Origin of the sequence: Cryobacterium sp. TMT1-62, assembly GCF_004403145.1 — a bacterium.
Taxonomy (GTDB): Bacteria; Actinomycetota; Actinomycetes; order Actinomycetales; family Microbacteriaceae; genus Cryobacterium; species Cryobacterium sandaracinum.
The window spans coordinates 20,109-36,090 of the sequence record NZ_SOGZ01000048.1; the positions used below are offsets into that span (position 1 = coordinate 20,109).

The window sequence follows — 15,982 nt, forward strand, 5'->3', positions numbered from 1 at the left end:
TCCTGAGTTGGCCACGGGCGGGTGGGCTCCTGGCCGGCCGGCGAGGTGCCTGGACGTCGGCTGGCTGGCTGTCCGGCGACGGAGTGTCCTGGCCCGGGAGGTGGTCTTCGATGCCTCGCGTGCATAACTCCTGCGATTTCTCGGGACCGGCGCCGGACATCCTTGGAATTCCGGGGGTACCCGATGAGTGATTGAGCAATGTGCAGGAGTCATGCGCGACGGGGTGGGTTGGAGGATGACGGCGAGGGAGAGGGGACAGTGAGGGCGCGAGGCGGGAATCCCTCGGTCAGGCCGGGAGCGGTGATGGGCCGCGGCGGCCGGCCCGCACACCCTGCCGCCAGACCGCCCAGGTCAGCGGCACGCCTGGGCGGTAGGCGAGATGAGCGACGGATGGCGCGTCAAGCACCTGCAGGTCGGCCCGCCCGCCCACGCGCAGGGCTCCGACCGCGTCCGTTCCCGTGTCGCGGCCGAGAGCCCGGGCTCCGCCGCGGGTCGCCGCCCACACCGCCTCCTCGATCGTCAGACCCATTTGCAGCACCGCGGTGGCCACGCAGAACGCCATCGACGTCGTGTAGGAGCTGCCCGGATTGCAGTTGGTGGCCAGGGCGATGCTCGCGCCGGCGTCGAGCAGCCGCCGGGCCGGCGGGAACGGCTGCCGCGTGGAGAGGTCGCAGGCGGGCAGGAGGGTGGCCACGGTGGCTGAGGCGGCGAGGGCGTCGAGGTCCGCCGGCTCGAGGTGGTTGCAGTGGTCGACGCTCGCCGCGCCGAGCTCCACCGCGAGGCGCACCCCGCCGCTGAATCCCAGCTGGTTGCCGTGCAGGCGCAGGCCGAGGCCGGCGGCGCGGCCGGCCAGCAGCACCTCCCGGCTCTCCGCCACATCGAACGCCCCGACCTCGCAGAACACGTCGACGAACTGTGCGTGCGGAGCCACCAGGGCGAGCATCGGCCCGGTGACCAGGTCCAGGTAGTCGCGCCGGTCGATGCCCGGCGGCACGATATGCGCGCCGAGGAATGTGACGACATCGGCGACGGATGCCGCCACCCGAGCCGACCGCGCCTCGCTCGCCAGGTCGAGGCCGTAGCCGGTCTTGCTCTCGAGGAACGTGGTGCCCTGCGCCTCCGCCTCTCGCCGCAGCCGGGCCGCCGTGGCCGTGAGCTGCGCCTCGGTTGCGGCGCGAGTGGCAGCCACGGTGGTCAGGATTCCCCCCGCCGCGTAGGGCTGCCCGCCCATCCGGGCCTCGAATTCCGCGGCCCGGTCGCCCGCGAACACCAGGTGGGTGTGGCTGTCGACCCAGCCGGGCAGAGCGGCCCGGCCGCCGGCATCCGTGCGGACATCGGCCGCCGGTGCCGCGGACGCCGGTCCGATCCACGCGATGCGGCCGCCCTCGATCACGAGGGCGGCGTCGGCGAGGCGCGGGGCGCCGTCCGCCTGCGTGGTCAGTTCCCGGATACCGGTGATCAGCTCGGTCGGTTTGGGGGTCATGGTCGTTCTCCTGACGCGAGCGCGGCGGTGCCGTCGAGCGCGGCGAGGGCGTCGCGCAGCAGGATCTCGGGTCGCAGCTCGGGTCGCAGCTCGGGTTGCAACGTGCTCGACGGGCGCCCGCCAGGCCCGCCCGCGCCACCCACCAGCACCCCGGAGTCGGCGACGACGCGTCCGCCCACGATCACCCGGCGCACGTCGGCGGCCGTCGCGGTCAGCGGCAGCTGCTCCGGCAACGATCCGGCTGTGCGGATGCTGTCGCTCGCCACCTCCACGAGGTCGCACAGGTCACCGGGGATGAGGCGCTGCCGGCCGAGTCCGAGCGCGGCATAGCCGTGGTCCGAAGCGGCCACGAGCAGTTCGGCGGGCGTGAACCGGCCGCGCCGGCCCGATGCCAGGCGCTCGCCGGCCTCCAGGCCGCGCATCTCGAGCAGCGGGTCGATGACGGCGTTCTGGTCCGAGCCGAGGGCTATCCGCGCGCCGGCCCGCTGCAACGCCAGGGCCGGCCCGATCCCGTCGCCGAGGTCGGCTTCCGTGGTCGGGCAGATCACAACCGAGGCCCCGGATGTCCCGATCAGCGCCAAATCCTCGTCGGTGAGGTGCGTGGCGTGCACGACGCTCAGCCGCGGAGCGAGCGCCCCGATCCAGGCCAGCACCTCGGTTGGGGTCCGGCCGTAGGCGGCCCGGCAGTCCGCGTTCTCCTGAGGCTGCTCCGACAGGTGGATGTGCAGTGGAACGGCATCGGGCAGCCCGGCGAGCGCCTCCCGGATCGCGGTCGGGGACACCGCCCGCACCGAATGGATCGCGGCGCCCAGGGTGACGCGGGCATCCGTGCCGGCCTGGATGTCGGCCTGGCTGTCAGCAGGGGAGCCGTCGCCGTCATCGGCCGTGGCAGCACGGCCGAGCGCCGCGCGCAGCGAGTGCCACCGGGCCAGCCAGGCGGCCGCCGATCCGTCGCCGAAGGCGCGCTGCGCGGGGGTGAGGGGCATCCCGATCCCGCCGTCGAGGTAGAGCGTGTCGAGCAGCACCAGACGGATGCCCACCTCCCGTGCCGCGGCCGCCAACGCCAGTTCCATGGCGTGTTCGGCGGGGTATCGGGAGCCGCCCGGCCGGTGATGCAGATAGTGGAACTCGCCGACTGCCGTGAAACCGGAGGCCAGCATCTCGGCGAACACCGCCCGTGCCAGCAGGAAGTACCGCTTCGGGTCGAGGCCGGCGGCCACCTGGTACATGGCCTCCCGCCACTGCCAGAAGTCGCCGCCGGCGTCGTGGGTGCGGCCCCGCAATGCCCGGTGGAAGGCGTGCGAGTGCGCGTTGGCCAGCCCCGGCAGCACGGTGCCGAGCCGCACGTCACCGGGCCGCGGCTCGGAGCGCGGTGTGACAGCCTGAAGGCGCCCGTCCGTGCCCACCTCCAGCCGCACGCCGGGCAGGGCAGCCCCGTCGACCAGCGCCAGCTCGCACCAGTAGGTGGCCACCGGTGTCCCCGACTGTCCAGCCCCAGCCTCGACCCCGCGCGCGCTCACAGCAGGCTCCGCAGCAGGGTCTCCAGGGCGTCGATCCCGGCGACGCAGTCGCCCACCTCGGCGAATTCCTCGGGGGAGTGCGAGACGCCGGTGGGATTTCGCACGAAGAGCATGGCGCTCGGCACGCTCGCTGCGAGCACGCCTGCATCGTGCCCGGCGCCCGTCGGCAGGGCCGGAACAAGGGCGTCACCGCCGAGCACCGACCGGAATCGTCCCACGAGCTCGGGGTCGAACGTCACCGTTCCGGTCCAGGACTCCTCGGTGACGGCCACGGAGCATCCGTTCATCAGGGCGGCCTCGCCGACGGCCGCCTCGATTGCGGCGACCAGGTCGCGGGTCTCGGCGTCGGTGGGCGCGCGGGCGTCGAGCCAGGCGTGCACGGATGACGCGATCACGTTGGTCCCGCCCGGCACCACCTCCAAACGGCCGACCGTGGCGCGCGCGCCGGGGTGGAACCCGGCGGCATCCTGCACGGCGACGATCGCGCGGGCAGCGGCCACGAGCGGGTCGCGGCGGTCTTCCATCGGGGTGGCGCCGGCGTGGTTGCCCTGGCCGGTCACGGTGAGGCGCCAGCGCCCGTGCGCGAGGATCGACGACGCCACCGCCACGGGCCGGCCGAGGTCGACCAGGCCGCGGCCCTGCTCCACGTGCAGCTCGATGAAGAGGCCGATTCGGGCCAGGGCGTCCCGGTCGGCGCCGAGGTGCGCAGGGTCGAGCCCGGCGCGGCGGGCAGCCTGGGCCAGGGTGATCCCGTCGGCGTCGATGAGTGCGCGGGCCCGGTCGGCGTCGATGCCGCCGGTCAGCAGCCGGGAGCCCAGGCAGGCGATCCCGAATCGGGAGCCCTCCTCCTCGGCGCAGACGAGCACAGCGCAGGGGCGGGACGGCGTGAACCCGGATGCCCGCAGCCGCGCCACGGCCTCGAGCGCACTGACCACGCCGAGGGGGCCGTCATAGGCGCCGCCGCCGGGAACGGAATCCAGGTGGCTGCCCGTGACCACGGCATCCGGCCCCGGCTCTCCCCACCAGGCCCAGAGGTTGCCGTTACGGTCGGTCTCGACGCTGAGCCCGAGGCGCTCGGCGCGCAGGGCGAACCAGGTCCGCAGCTCGAGGTCGGCACCCTGCCAGAGGTGCCGGGAGTAGCCGCCGCGGCGGGAGTCCCGCCCGGTGTCGGCGATCTCGGCGAGTCCGGCGAGCATTCCGTGGGCGAGCTCGCTCATGCGCACACCCCACTCACTCCGACTCCCACATCGGCACGCGCAGGCCGCGCTCCCGGGCCACCTCCTCGGCCCGCTGATACCCGGCGTCGACGTGCCGCATCACGCCGGTGCCGGGGTCGTTGGTGAGCACCCGGGCGATCTTCTCGGCGGCCAGGGGGGTGCCGTCGGCCACGATCACCTGGCCGGCGTGGATGCTGCGGCCGATCCCGACGCCGCCGCCGTGGTGGATCGACACCCAGGTGGCGCCCGACGCCGTGTTCAGCAGCGCGTTCAGCAGCGGCCAGTCGGCGATCGCATCCGACCCGTCCAGCATGGCCTCGGTCTCCCGGTAGGGCGAGGCGACCGAGCCGGAGTCGAGGTGGTCGCGGCCGATCACGATCGGCGCGCTCAGCTCGCCCGACGCCACCATCTCGTTGAACTTCAGGCCGGCCCGGTGCCGTTCCTGGTAGCCGAGCCAGCAGATCCGGGCGGGCAGGCCCTCGAAGTGCACGGTGTTCTGCGCCTTCGTGATCCAGCGGCGCAGGTGCTCGTCCTCGGGGAACAGCTCCACGATGGCCTGGTCGGTCGCCGCGATGTCGGCCGGGTCGCCCGAGAGCGCCACCCAGCGGAACGGGCCTTTGCCCTCGGCGAACAGCGGGCGGATATATGCGGGCACGAACCCGGGAAAATCGAACGCCCGCGCGCAGCCGCCGAGCTCCGCCTCCGCCCGGATCGAGTTGCCGTAGTCGAAGACCTCGGCACCGGCATCCTGGAAGCCCACCATCGCGGTGACCTGTTTGGCCATGGATGCCCGGGCGCGCTCGGTGAACTCCTCGGGCTTCGCGGCCGCGTAGTCATGCCACTCCTCCGCAGTGACACCCTCCGGCAGGTAGGCCAGCGGGTCGTGCGCGCTGGTCTGGTCGGTGACGATGTCGATCGGCACCCGCCGCTCCAGCAGCTCGGCGAACACGGTCGCCGCGTTGCCGACCACGCCCACGGAGAGGGCGCGCTTCTCGTTCTTCGCCGCGAGTACCCGGGCGATGGCGTCGTCGAGGGTGGGTGCCAGTTCGTCGAGATAGCCATGCTCGACCCGGCGCAGTAGCCGGGACTCGTCCACGTCGACGATCAGCACGGCGCCGCCGTTCATGGTCACGGCCAGCGGTTGCGCGCCGCCCATGCCGCCGGCCCCACCGGTGAGGGTGAGCGTGCCGGCCAGGGTGCCGCCACTGTGTTTGTGAGGCCCGCCCTCACGGGCGGCGATCTTCGCGGCCACGGCGGCGAAGGTCTCATATGTGCCCTGCAGGATGCCCTGGGTGCCGATGTAGATCCACGAACCCGCCGTCATCTGGCCGTACATCGTCAGGCCGAGGGCCTCGAGGCGGCGGAACTCCGGCCAGGTCGCCCAATCGCCGACCAGGTTGGAGTTGGCGATCAGCACCCGCGGCGCCCACTCGTGCGTGCGGAACACGCCGACCGGCTTGCCGGACTGCACCAGCAGCGTCTCGTCCTTTTCCAGCGTGGTGAGCGTGCGAACGATGGCGTCATAGGCCTCCCAGTTGCGGGCGGCCTTGCCCGTGCCGCCGTAGACCACCAGGTTCTCCGGGTGCTCGGCCACCTCGGGGTCGAGATTGTTCATCAGCATCCGCAGCGGGCCCTCGGTCTGCCAGCTCTTCGCGGTCAACTTGGTGCCGCGGGCGGCGCGCACGGGGCGGGATTCGGACATCACTGTCTCCTAGGGGGTTCGGGGGTTCGGGCGATTCGGGGTCGATCAGTCCGTAGGGAGGTTGGGGACGGCACGGCTGAGACCGGCGGACACGTGCCCGGCAGCCTGGGCCAGCAGCGGGCCGTAGCGACGGATGTCCGCGGTCTCCACCCGGTAGCTCGGGATGACCAGGCTCAGGGCGGCGATTGTTCTGGCCTCCGAACGGATCGGCGCGGCCAGGGCCGTGACATCCGTTTCGACGCCGCGTTCGACGACCACGTAGCCGGTCTCCGGGGTATGCCCGGTGAGCACTTGCCCGGCCGCGGAGCGTTCGAGCGGCACGGTGCGGCCGACCCAGCTCGTGTGCCGCACCGAGTGGGTGCCCTCGACGATGGCGATGTAGAGCCCGGTGGCGTTGTGGCCCACGACGCTGAGGTAGACGGACTCGCCGGTCTCGGCGACGAGCCGCTCCATGGCCGGGCGGGAGAGGGTGACCAGCGACTCGCTGCTGAGCGACTGCGCGCCGAGCTGGATGATGCGGCTGCCCGGCAGGTAGGCGCCGTCGTCGGTCTTGTGCACGAAGCCGCGGGTCTCGAGCGTGCGCAGCAGGCGCAGGGCGGTGCTCGGTGCGAGGGCGACGGCGCGTGAGCTCTCCGAGAGCGTGAGCCCGTCGGCGTCGCAGATCACGGCGAGCAGGTCGAGGGCTCGTTCCACGGTTCGGGTGGACGACTCGGCCATGGGTGCTCTCCCGGTTCTCGTGCGGATGCTGATGTCATCCAGTAAAACTCAAGTGCCACTCTATGGCAAGAGGCGGATGGGGGACCCGTTCCCATTCACCGGGTCCAGGGCATGACCGCGAACACCGCCCACGTCCTCGCCGACTCCTCCACCTCTCGCGAACTTGTCTACGCCGCGGCGGGGAGTCGACGAGGGATGCTGCTCAGCCGGTGGGGTCAGTGACCTCCGCCGAGGTTGCCGGCGAGGCGGGCGTGGATATTGGTGCTGGCATCGTTCATACCGACGATCACGGCGCGTTTGCCGAGACGTTCATATTTGTTCGTGATGGAGTCGAGGGCTGCGACGGTGGAGGCGTCCCAGATGTGGGAGGCGGCCATGTCGATGACGATGCGGTCCGGGTCTTCTGCGTACTCGAACTGGGTGGTGAGGTCGTTGCTTGACGCGAAAAAGAGCGCGCCGGTCACGGTGTAGTACGCAGTCGGGACAGACTCATCATTGGACAAGCTGCGTTCAACGTCTACGAGGTGCGCCACCCGGCGGGCGAAGGCGACCATTGCCACGAGAACCCCGACGACTACGCCGATGGCGAGGTTGTGGGTAATTACGACCACGGCGACTGTGGCGACCATGACCGTAGTTTCGCTTTTTGGCATCCTCTGAAGTGTGGACAGACGGATGCTGTGCCAGTCGAAGGTCAGCACCGAGACGATGATCATCACGGCCACCAGGGCGGCCATGGGGATGATGGCGACGACATCGCCGAGAGCGACGACCAGGATCAGCAGGAATACGCCGGCAAGGAACGTGGAGATGCGGGTTCGGGCGCCGGAGGCCTTCACATTGATCATGGTCTGGCCGATCATGGCGCACCCGCCCATGCCGCCGAAGAAGCCGGAGAGCATGTTGGAGACGCCTTGACCCCAGGTTTCGCGGGTCTTGTGGGAGTGGGTGTCGGTGACCTCGTCGACGAGTTTGGCCGTCATTAGGGACTCGAGGATGCCGACCATGGCCATGGCCAGCGCGTAGGGGGCGATGATCGTGAGCGTCTCTGCGTTGAGGGGAACGTTTGGGATGAAGAGTTCGGGGAGGCTCTTGGGCAGTTCGCCCTGGTCGCCGACGGTGGGCACGTTGATTGCGATGGTGACGGTTGCGATGGTCAGCACCACGATGGCGACCAACGGGGCGGGGATAATCTTGGTGAACCGGGGCATGACGACCATGATGATGATCCCGATCGCCACCAGCGGGTACACCATGAACGGCACCCCGAGCAAATGCGGCAACTGTGCGATGAAGATGAGGATGGCCAAGGAGTTCACGAATCCGACCATGACGCTGCGCGGGATGAAACGCATGAGCTTGGCCACGCCCAGCACGCCCAGGATCACCTGCAGGAGCCCGGCCAGGATGACCGTGGCGATGAAATAATCCATGCCGTACTCGCGTGCTACCGGGGCGATCACTAGGGCGATGGCTCCCGTTGCGGCGGTGATCATCGCGGGGCGGCCGCCGAGGAACGCAATGGATACGGCCATCACGAAGGACGAAAACAGTCCAACCCGTGGGTCGACGCCAGCGATGATGGAGAACGAGATCGCTTCCGGGATCAGCGCCATCGCGACGACGAGGCCGGCGAGAGCTTCTCGGGTGAGGAGCCGCGGAGTTCGAAGTGCTGTCATCACCGATGGCTCGGCTTTGTAACGGTCGGGCGTGGGGGATTTTTGAGCGAGTGCCATGGGGCCTCCAGGGACGGGGCTCGCGGTGGCGGGCCAGAATAGGGCGAAGGGGAAGGGGAAGGGGAAGGGGTGCGCCCGGTGCGCACAATCATCCGCCGATACGGCGAGGATGGATGGTGGGCTGTCACACAATGTCAGCCGACGATCACAACTCTACCCTAACGTTAGGGTTATGTTCGAGTCCACGCATGAGAGGTCCCGCCATGTCACCGACTGAGCCAACGGCAACTATGCATATCGGCGAACTGGCCGAACGCACCGGACTGTCATTGCGAACCATCCGCCACTACGACGAAATCGGTTTGCTCAGGGCCTCAGGCCGGACTGATGGCGGCTTCCGTCTCTACACGGACGAAGATCTGGCCCGGTTGATCCTGATCCGGCGCATGAAGCCGCTGGGCTTCTCGCTTGAAGAAATGATGTCGCTCCTCAAGACCATCGACACACTGGATGGCGCCATCGAGGGCGCCGACATTGCCGCCGTGAGGTCAGACTTGGAGTCCTTCATTGCACAGGCCGAGGAGCGGCGCCAGGGGCTGCGGGATCAGCTCGCAATGGCCGACGAATTCCTTGCTCTCCTGCGCCAGCAGTGAGCTAGTGCCCTGCGGTGGACTCAGGTGGCTGAAGGTTTAGAACAGCTCACTTCCGCGAATTCATGGGACTCTGAGTAGTGTGACCCGCTGTCGCCCTGACGACCGCCGCTCGACCGAAAACGGCATCGCTGACGGTGACGACAGCTTTTTCGAAGAATGTCCTTGCCGTCGAATCCGCTGCAACATTTGAAGCCCGCGGACTCGGCAAGGCCGTGTTGTCCGTGAGCCTAAGCGTCTCTGACGACGAGCGGCTCAATGAAGTGCCGGGCGAGTGAGCCCCGCCGATCGAGATCGATGCCCCTCTGGCGCTGGAGCCGGGCACACTCACGATCCCGTTCGACACGGCGGACCTGGCCAGGCATTGTTCTGTCCGGGCGCGAGGTGGAAGCTGACACGTTGTCTTCATGGGTACGGGAACAGTTAGCCGCATTGGTCTGAACTCAGGTGGGACACCATGAGCGCCAGCCGCGTGCGCAGCGTCATCTACGGCGAAGCGTTGAAAGCTTTCCTCTATCGGCGCGAGGTCTCAGTCAAGCAACTCTCCGAACTCGTGCGGACGGCTCTGGCTGTCTGAAGAATTCAGCTGCGCGAGTCCGAGCGTTCGATCAGTCGACGTTGCCTGAACGAGCAGCCACACCCACGCCGAAACCCACGGCCTTGACCCAGCCAGTGTGCTGCGGGACTCGTGGAACGAACGAGAACGCGGCACCGCCGACGACGTCGGCCCCGTCTTCTCCCGCCGAATGGAACGACGTATCGAAACGGCCCCCGCCAACCTGGCGCCAGCAGTGGCCGGGCGTCCGCCGCAGTCGACGTGTTCCGCGACCGGTACGATATGGACCCGGCACAGACCGAGGCCATTCCCGCGGCGTACCGTGAGCGCGCGGTTGGTGCCGAACTCGCGGCGCGCGTAGCTACCCTGCAGAAGAAGCAGGCTCAGAGCACCCCGCCGAACGCTCGCGAAACCGGCCGGCATAGGCCGGACACCGCACTCGACGTGATGCGCGCCGCGAACCGGATTACGGCAGGTAAGCAGCGTAAAGCGCAACGCGCCGCCGGCCTCACCGTAATGCCGCTGCAGGCCACGCGCGGAGACCAGACGACATATTCCGATGACCAGCGTACCCGCGATGACGGCCGCGAACGGTAGAAAATCCGACGCCTCAATGCCGTCGAGCAAGGAAGTCCCGAGCCTCATTTGATCGATTTTCGAAACGACGCGAATTTGAAACTGCTGATCCTTGAGCACCCGGGCGATCGGGCAATCGCGCGACTTTCAGACCGCCCCGCGGTCCGTTCGGAGACATCCCGACCGAGAGCACCCGCCGACAGGAGTGGGTGCGCCTTGCCGCCGAAGTCGACGTGTTCCGTGACCGGTACAAGGTTGAACCGACCCAAACCCAGGCCATCCCTGATGGCGTACCATGAGCGCAGCGTTGGCGCGGAGCTCGCGGTACGAGTGGCGGACCTGCAAGAGAAGCAGGCTCAGAGCGCGCCGCCGAGCAAGTGCGGGGCCGGCCAGCAGATGCCGGCTACCGCGCTCGACGAGGTGCGCGATGCGCGCTGCCGGCCTGACCGTAAAGGCCCGCCCGGCTACCCGCGGCGACGAGTCGAAATCGACCGACGACCCTCGTACCCGTGCCGCCGGCCTCGAACGGTAAGACCGGCGAAACCTCCGCCAAGCTGAGGCGGGAGTCCCGTGTTCGCCCCGGAGCTACAGTCCTTGCGCCAGCCGGTAGTATGCCTGGTTCCATCGCACCTCACGGCCGAAGTCACGCAGTGTTGTGGACTGGTCGATCAGGAGGAGTTCGGTGTGAGCCATCTCGGCGTAGTCCTGGAAGACCTCGATGCCGACGGCAGTCGACATGACCGTGTGGTGGGCGGCGCCGGCGGTGAGCCAGGCGGCGGCGGAGGTGGCGAAGTCGGGCGCGGGGCGCCAGACGGCGCGGCCGACCGGGAGCTTCGGGAGTGCCTCGGTGGGCTCGACGACCTCGACCACGTTGGCGATGAGTCGGAACCGCTCGCGCATGTCACTCATCGCGACCACGACGGCGGGGCCGGGGGCGGCGTTGAAGACCAGGCGCACGGGGTCTTCGCGGTCGCCGATTCCGAGCGGGTGGATTTCGAGTGTGGGCTTCTCGGTTGAGAGCGCCGGGTTTACTTCGAGCATGTGGGCACCGAGGATCAGTTCGTCCCCGGGGGTGAGGTCATAGGTGTAGTCCTCCATCAGGCTCGCACCGCCGGGCAGGCCGGCGCCCATCACGTTGGCCACGCGCACGAGGATGGCCGTCTTCCAGTCGCCCTCCCCGGCGAAGCCGTAGCCCTGTTCCATCAGCCGCTGCACGGCGAGGCCCGGCAGCTGGCGGAGCGCGCCGAGGTCTTCGAAGCTAGTGGTAAAGGCGCTGAAGCCGCCGGCCTCGAGGAAGGACTTGAGTCCGATCTCGATCGCGGCACCGTATCGGAGCGACTCGTGGCGTTCGCCGCCCACGCGCAATTCGGGGGCCACGTCGTAGAGGTCTTCGTACTCCGCGACCAGAGCGGTGATCTCGGCATCCGTCGCCGCGTGCACGGCCTCGGCGAGTTCGTTGACCGGCCAGGTGTTCACCTGCACCCCGAAGCGCAGTTCGGCCTCGGTCTTGTCGCCCTCGGTGACGGCGACGTAGCGCATGTTGTCGCCGAAGCGGGCGAGCTTCATGCTGCGGGACGCGGCCCAACCGGCGGCCGCGCGGGTCCAGGTGCCGATCTGGTTTGTCACGGCCGGGTTGGAGACGTGGCCGACGACAGTCTTGCGGGACACGCCGAGACGGGTCTGGATGTAGCCGAACTCACGGTCGCCGTGCGCGGCCTGGTTGAGGTTCATGAAGTCGAAGTCGATCTCGCTCCAGGGCAGTTCGACGTTGGCTTGGGTGTGCAGGTGCAGCAGCGGCTTGGTCAGGGCGTCGAGCCCGGAGATCCACATCTTCGCGGGTGAGAAGGTGTGCATCCACGCGATCAGGCCGATCACCCGGTCATCCGAGTTCGCGTCGAGCGCCGCGCGGCGAATCGAGTCCGAGTCGGTGAGCACGGGCTTCCAGACGATTTTCACCGGGATGTCGCTGCTTGCGCCGAGCGCGTCGGCGATGGTCCTGGACTGCTCGGCGACCTGACGCAGGGTCTCCTGGCCGTAGAGGTTCTGGCTTCCGGTGAGGAACCAGACTTCGTAGTGATCGAGGGTGGTGGTGAGTGTTGGCATTAGCGCAGTGCTCCTTGCGGTGCTTGTCCGTAGACGTTCTGATAGCGGTTGAAGAGGGAGTCGATCGCGGCTTGCGGGATCGGGATGAGGTCTCCGCCCTGGCGGGCGAGGTGCACGGTGCGGGCGACGTCCTCGACCATCACGGCGGCCTTGACGGCGTCGCGGGCGTCCTTGCCGATCGTGAACGGGCCGTGGTTCTGCATCAGCACCGCGCGGGACCGGTGGCCGGTGAGGGCGTCGACGATGCCGCGGCCGATGGTGTCGTCACCGATGATAGCGAACCGGCCGACGGGCACGGGGCCGCCGAATTCGTCGGCCATCGCCGTGATCACGCACGGGATCTCTTCCCCGCGGGCGGCCCATGCGGTGGCGTAAGTGGAGTGCGTGTGCACGACTCCGCCCACCTCCGGTATGTTGCGATAGACGTAGGCGTGCGCGGCGGTGTCGCTCGATGGCGACCGGTCGGAACCGGGGGAGCCGGGAATGACGGCGCCCGCGAGGTCACACAGGATCATGTTCTCGGGCGTGAGGTCGGCGTAGTCGACGCCGCTGGGCTTGATCACGAAGAGGTCGGCGCCGGGCACCCGGCCGGAGACGTTGCCGCCGGTCCAGACCACGAGCCCGTAGCGGGTGAGCTCGCCGTGTAGGCGGGCGACGTCCTCACGGACACGAATGACAGCGGCGTCGACGGTGGGGCCGAAGCGGCTCATGCCGGCACCGCCGCCGAGTGCAGCGATGCACCCGCCTCGCGCTTCAGCGCCTTCAGTCGGTGCATGACGTCGTTCGCGCCCCGACCGAAGTAGTCGTGCAGGAGCGTGTACTCGGCGAACAGTTGGTCGTAGGCCGACGCAGACTCATCGTTGGGTGTGTACACGTTCTTGTTGAGCTTGCCCATGGCCTGGCCGGCCGCGCGCACATCGGGGTACGCGCCGGCGGCGACCGCCGCGTGGATGGCCGAGCCGAGCGCGGGCCCCTGCTCGCTGTCGATCGTTGAGATCGGCATCCGCAGAATATTGCTGTAGGTCTGCATCAGGAAGGCATTCTTGAGTAGCCCGCCGGCCACGATGAACTCGGTCACCGGCACGCCGCTCGCGTTGAAGGTCTCGACGATCGTGCGCGCGCCGAATGCGGTGGCCTCGAGCAGGGCCCGGTATATCTCCTCGGGCCGGGTGGTGAGGGTCGTGCCCAGCACGAGGCCGGAGAGTTCATGGTCGACGAGCACTGAGCGGTTGCCGCTGTGCCAGTCGAGGGCGATCAGCCCGTGCCCGCCGACGGGCTGGTCCTTGATCAGCTCGGTGAGGTGCTGGTGCACGCTCAGGCCCGCCGCCTCCGCCGCGGCGAAGTAGCGGGCGGGGACCTGGTTGTTGACGTACCAGGCGAAGATGTCGCCCACGCCGGACTGCCCGGCCTCGTAGCCGTAGAGTCCGGAGACGATGCCGCCGTCGACGACCCCGCACATGCCGGGAACCTCCGCGAGCCGGTCCGAGTTCATCACGTGGCAGGTCGAGGTGCCCATGATGGCCACCATCTGGCCCGGCAGCACGGCCTGGGCGGCCGGGCCGGTGACGTGAGCGTCGACGTTGCCGACCGCCACGGCGATGCCCTCCGGCAGTCCGGTCCAGGCGGCGGCCTCCGCGGAAAGAGTGCCGGCGGATGCGCCCAACTGCCCGATCTCATGAGCCACCTTGTCGACGGCGAACCGCGCGAAGCCGGGATTGAGAGCGGCAAGGAAATCCTCGCCGGGGTAAGCGCCGTCCTGCAGGATGCCCTTGTAGCCGGCGGTGCAGGCGTTGCGCACATAGTGGCCGGTCAACTGCCAGACGATCCAGTCTGCCGCCTCGACCCAATGGTCCATCCGGGCGTAAAGTTCCGGGTCTTCCTCCAGCAGCTGGAGGCCCTTCGCGAACTCCCATTCGCTGGAAATCAGGCCACCATAGCGTGGCAGCCAACTCTCGCCGCGCTCGGCCGCGAGCTGGTTGATCCGGTCGGCCTGGGGCTGTGCCGCGTGGTGTCTCCATAGCTTGACGTAGGCGTGCGGGTGCCCGGCGTACTCCGGCAGCTCGTTCAGCGGGGTGCCGTCGGCGACGACGGGAACCATGGTGCAGGCGGTGAAGTCGGTGCCGATGCCGATGACGCGGGCCGGGTCGATGCCCGCGTTGGCGATGGCGGCCGGCACGGCGCTCTTCAGCACGGCGACGTAGTCCTGCGGAACCTGCAACGCCCACTCCGGCGGCAGCGTCGCGCCCGTGGCAGCAAGGGTGGTGTCCATGACTGCGTGGGGATAGTCGAGCACGGCCGAGCCGAGTTCGGCGCCGTCAGAGACTCGCACGACGACCGCCCGGCCGGAAAGGGTGCCGTAGTCAACACCGATGACGTAGGACTCGGGGCTGGCTGGTGTCTGCGCATCTGGTTGTGCTGCGGTCTCACTCATGAATCGACTCCCTTGCCGGAACGCGGATACAGAACGTCAACTTCGTCTGAGATTCACCGTCGATAACTGTTGGCGTTAGTGAATGTTAGCGCACTATCAAGTGCTGTCAATCGATGATGGGCGCCCTGTCTGGTTGACAAGTCTGCCATTGACGGGGCTGATATCCGCTCCCTTCAGGCCTTTATGACACCAGGCATGGTGCGCTAACATGTCTGAATCGGGGATTTTCTTTTCGGGAGGGGGTGCGCATGGGCAGGGAACCTCGACCGGGCGGCCGCAGCGTGCGCATGATCGACGTGGCGAAACTCGCCGGAGTGTCGCAACAGACTGTGTCTCGCGTCGTCAATGAACACAACAATGTCAGTCCGGACGTGCGCGAACGGGTCGAACGGGCCATCACGCAGTTGCGCTACAACCGCAATTCCGCCGCACGCGCCCTCGCCACGAACCGGTCCATGAACCTGGGCGTGGTCTCCTACTCCCTCCCGGTGCACGGTTCAGCCCTGGTCCTCTTCGGGATTGCCGAGGAGGCGCGGCGCAACGGCTACGCCACGAGCCTGGTGAGCATTCCCCAGGTCGATTCGGCCGACATTCGTGCCGCGCTGGACACGCTCGTCGCGGACGCGGTGGATGGGATCATCGTGCTCGCCCCCATGACGGCAGCCGTCGAGGTGCTGCGGGCACTGGACCCCGACGTTGCGATCGTGCGGTTCGAACAGGGCTCACCGGCAAGCTCGACGGCCGTGTCGATGGACGATGTGCTCGGCGCGCGACTGGCAACCCGGCACCTGATCGGGCTGGGTCACGAAACCGTTTGGCACGTGGGAGGCCCACCCGGCTGGATGGCCTCGGAGGCGCGGCGTGCTGGGTGGCTGTCCGAACTCGCTGCGCACCACCGCACGGTCAATCCCGAGTTTCGTACCGACGACTGGACGGCCGATTCCGGCTACCGGGCAGGCTTGGAGATCGCCGATGATTCCTCTATCACCGCGGTTCTGGTGGCCAACGACTCGATGGCCCTCGGCGTGATCAAAGCGCTTTACGAGCGGGGCGTCCAGGTACCCGGCGATGTGAGCGTTGTCGGCTTCGACGACATGAGCGAGGCCCGCTACTTCCAGCCGAGCCTCACGACCGTCCGCCTCGACTTCAACGAGGTCGGCCGGCTGGCGGTTGAGCGGGTGCTTCGCCTGATGGGCGGCGAGCCCGCGGAGCTGATCCCCGTCATTCAACCCGAGCTGATGGTTCGGGGGAGCACTGCGACCCCGCACCCCTGACCTGACCGTGCGGGCGGTAGATGCAACGTTGTAAAATGTGGTCGGATGTCGACGCATTCGTCAATCGCACACTTAAG

Annotated in this window: 12 protein-coding genes; 2 read left to right on the forward strand and 10 right to left on the reverse strand. The window is 68.5% G+C overall.

Annotated elements, in window-relative coordinates:
• Positions 1–286: 286 nt before the first annotated feature.
• The 6 genes from hutI to E3T34_RS14690 all read right to left on the reverse strand — a co-directional run bounded on the left by hutI (position 287) and on the right by E3T34_RS14690 (position 8,375).
• Positions 287–1,483, reverse strand: coding sequence for an imidazolonepropionase (gene hutI, locus E3T34_RS14665; RefSeq protein ID WP_104102661.1), 1,197 nt, complete (start codon positions 1,481–1,483; stop codon positions 287–289).
• Positions 1,480–3,003 carry a formimidoylglutamate deiminase gene (locus tag E3T34_RS14670; RefSeq protein WP_233191507.1) on the reverse strand — a complete coding sequence of 508 codons (1,524 nt, stop codon included), beginning with the start codon at positions 3,001–3,003 and terminating at the stop codon, positions 1,480–1,482. Before E3T34_RS14670 ends, hutI begins: the two co-directional genes overlap by 4 nt.
• Positions 3,000–4,220 carry an allantoate amidohydrolase gene (locus tag E3T34_RS14675; protein ID WP_198412296.1) on the reverse strand — a complete coding sequence of 407 codons (1,221 nt, stop codon included), beginning with the start codon at positions 4,218–4,220 and terminating at the stop codon, positions 3,000–3,002. Before E3T34_RS14675 ends, E3T34_RS14670 begins: the two co-directional genes overlap by 4 nt.
• A 13-nt stretch (positions 4,221–4,233) precedes the next feature.
• Entirely contained in the window at positions 4,234–5,922 is a 1,689-nt protein-coding gene (gene hutU / locus E3T34_RS14680) for a urocanate hydratase (protein WP_104102656.1), read from the reverse strand.
• A 45-nt stretch (positions 5,923–5,967) separates the two neighbouring features.
• Complete coding sequence (locus E3T34_RS14685) at positions 5,968–6,639, reverse strand: IclR family transcriptional regulator (RefSeq protein ID WP_104102653.1); 672 nt, start codon at positions 6,637–6,639, stop codon at positions 5,968–5,970.
• Positions 6,640–6,854: 215 nt separating this feature from the next.
• Positions 6,855–8,375: a SulP family inorganic anion transporter gene (locus E3T34_RS14690; protein WP_104102650.1), complete on the reverse strand. Its 1,521-nt coding sequence runs from the start codon at positions 8,373–8,375 to the stop codon at positions 6,855–6,857.
• Between the two features lie 230 nt (positions 8,376–8,605).
• On the opposite strand from E3T34_RS14690, the gene E3T34_RS14695 reads away from it, so the two are divergent.
• Positions 8,606–8,968 carry a MerR family transcriptional regulator gene (locus E3T34_RS14695; RefSeq protein ID WP_233191505.1) on the forward strand — a complete coding sequence of 121 codons (363 nt, stop codon included), beginning with the start codon at positions 8,606–8,608 and terminating at the stop codon, positions 8,966–8,968.
• 526 nt (positions 8,969–9,494) lie between these two features.
• Here the strand turns inward: E3T34_RS14695 and E3T34_RS14700 are convergent.
• The 4 genes from E3T34_RS14700 to araB form a co-directional block, all read right to left on the reverse strand.
• Positions 9,495–10,217: a hypothetical protein gene (locus tag E3T34_RS14700; protein WP_134343415.1), complete on the reverse strand. Its 723-nt coding sequence runs from the start codon at positions 10,215–10,217 to the stop codon at positions 9,495–9,497.
• Between the two features lie 465 nt (positions 10,218–10,682).
• Positions 10,683–12,200, reverse strand: coding sequence for an L-arabinose isomerase (gene araA, locus E3T34_RS14705; protein WP_104102641.1), 1,518 nt, complete (start codon positions 12,198–12,200; stop codon positions 10,683–10,685).
• Positions 12,200–12,910 carry an L-ribulose-5-phosphate 4-epimerase gene (locus tag E3T34_RS14710; RefSeq protein WP_134343416.1) on the reverse strand — a complete coding sequence of 237 codons (711 nt, stop codon included), beginning with the start codon at positions 12,908–12,910 and terminating at the stop codon, positions 12,200–12,202. The genes araA and E3T34_RS14710 overlap by 1 nt, the downstream gene beginning before the upstream one ends.
• Positions 12,907–14,631 carry a ribulokinase gene (gene araB / locus E3T34_RS14715; protein ID WP_134343417.1) on the reverse strand — a complete coding sequence of 575 codons (1,725 nt, stop codon included), beginning with the start codon at positions 14,629–14,631 and terminating at the stop codon, positions 12,907–12,909. Before araB ends, E3T34_RS14710 begins: the two co-directional genes overlap by 4 nt.
• A 248-nt stretch (positions 14,632–14,879) precedes the next feature.
• On the opposite strand from araB, the gene E3T34_RS14720 reads away from it, so the two are divergent.
• Positions 14,880–15,905: a LacI family DNA-binding transcriptional regulator gene (locus E3T34_RS14720; protein WP_233191504.1), complete on the forward strand. Its 1,026-nt coding sequence runs from the start codon at positions 14,880–14,882 to the stop codon at positions 15,903–15,905.
• The last annotated feature ends 77 nt before the right edge of the window (positions 15,906–15,982 follow it).

Coding starts and splice junctions, on each gene's coding strand:
- hutI (WP_104102661.1), bottom strand. CDS start 1,483: ATGACCCCCAAACCGACCGAGCTGATCACCGGTATCCGGGAACTGACC.
- E3T34_RS14675 (WP_198412296.1), bottom strand. CDS start 4,220: ATGAGCGAGCTCGCCCACGGAATGCTCGCCGGACTCGCCGAGATCGCC.
- hutU (WP_104102656.1), bottom strand. CDS start 5,922: ATGTCCGAATCCCGCCCCGTGCGCGCCGCCCGCGGCACCAAGTTGACC.
- E3T34_RS14685 (WP_104102653.1), bottom strand. CDS start 6,639: ATGGCCGAGTCGTCCACCCGAACCGTGGAACGAGCCCTCGACCTGCTC.
- E3T34_RS14690 (WP_104102650.1), bottom strand. CDS start 8,375: ATGGCACTCGCTCAAAAATCCCCCACGCCCGACCGTTACAAAGCCGAG.
- E3T34_RS14695 (WP_233191505.1), top strand. CDS start 8,606: ATGCATATCGGCGAACTGGCCGAACGCACCGGACTGTCATTGCGAACC.
- araA (WP_104102641.1), bottom strand. CDS start 12,200: ATGCCAACACTCACCACCACCCTCGATCACTACGAAGTCTGGTTCCTC.
- E3T34_RS14710 (WP_134343416.1), bottom strand. CDS start 12,910: ATGAGCCGCTTCGGCCCCACCGTCGACGCCGCTGTCATTCGTGTCCGT.
- araB (WP_134343417.1), bottom strand. CDS start 14,631: ATGAGTGAGACCGCAGCACAACCAGATGCGCAGACACCAGCCAGCCCC.
- E3T34_RS14720 (WP_233191504.1), top strand. CDS start 14,880: ATGGGCAGGGAACCTCGACCGGGCGGCCGCAGCGTGCGCATGATCGAC.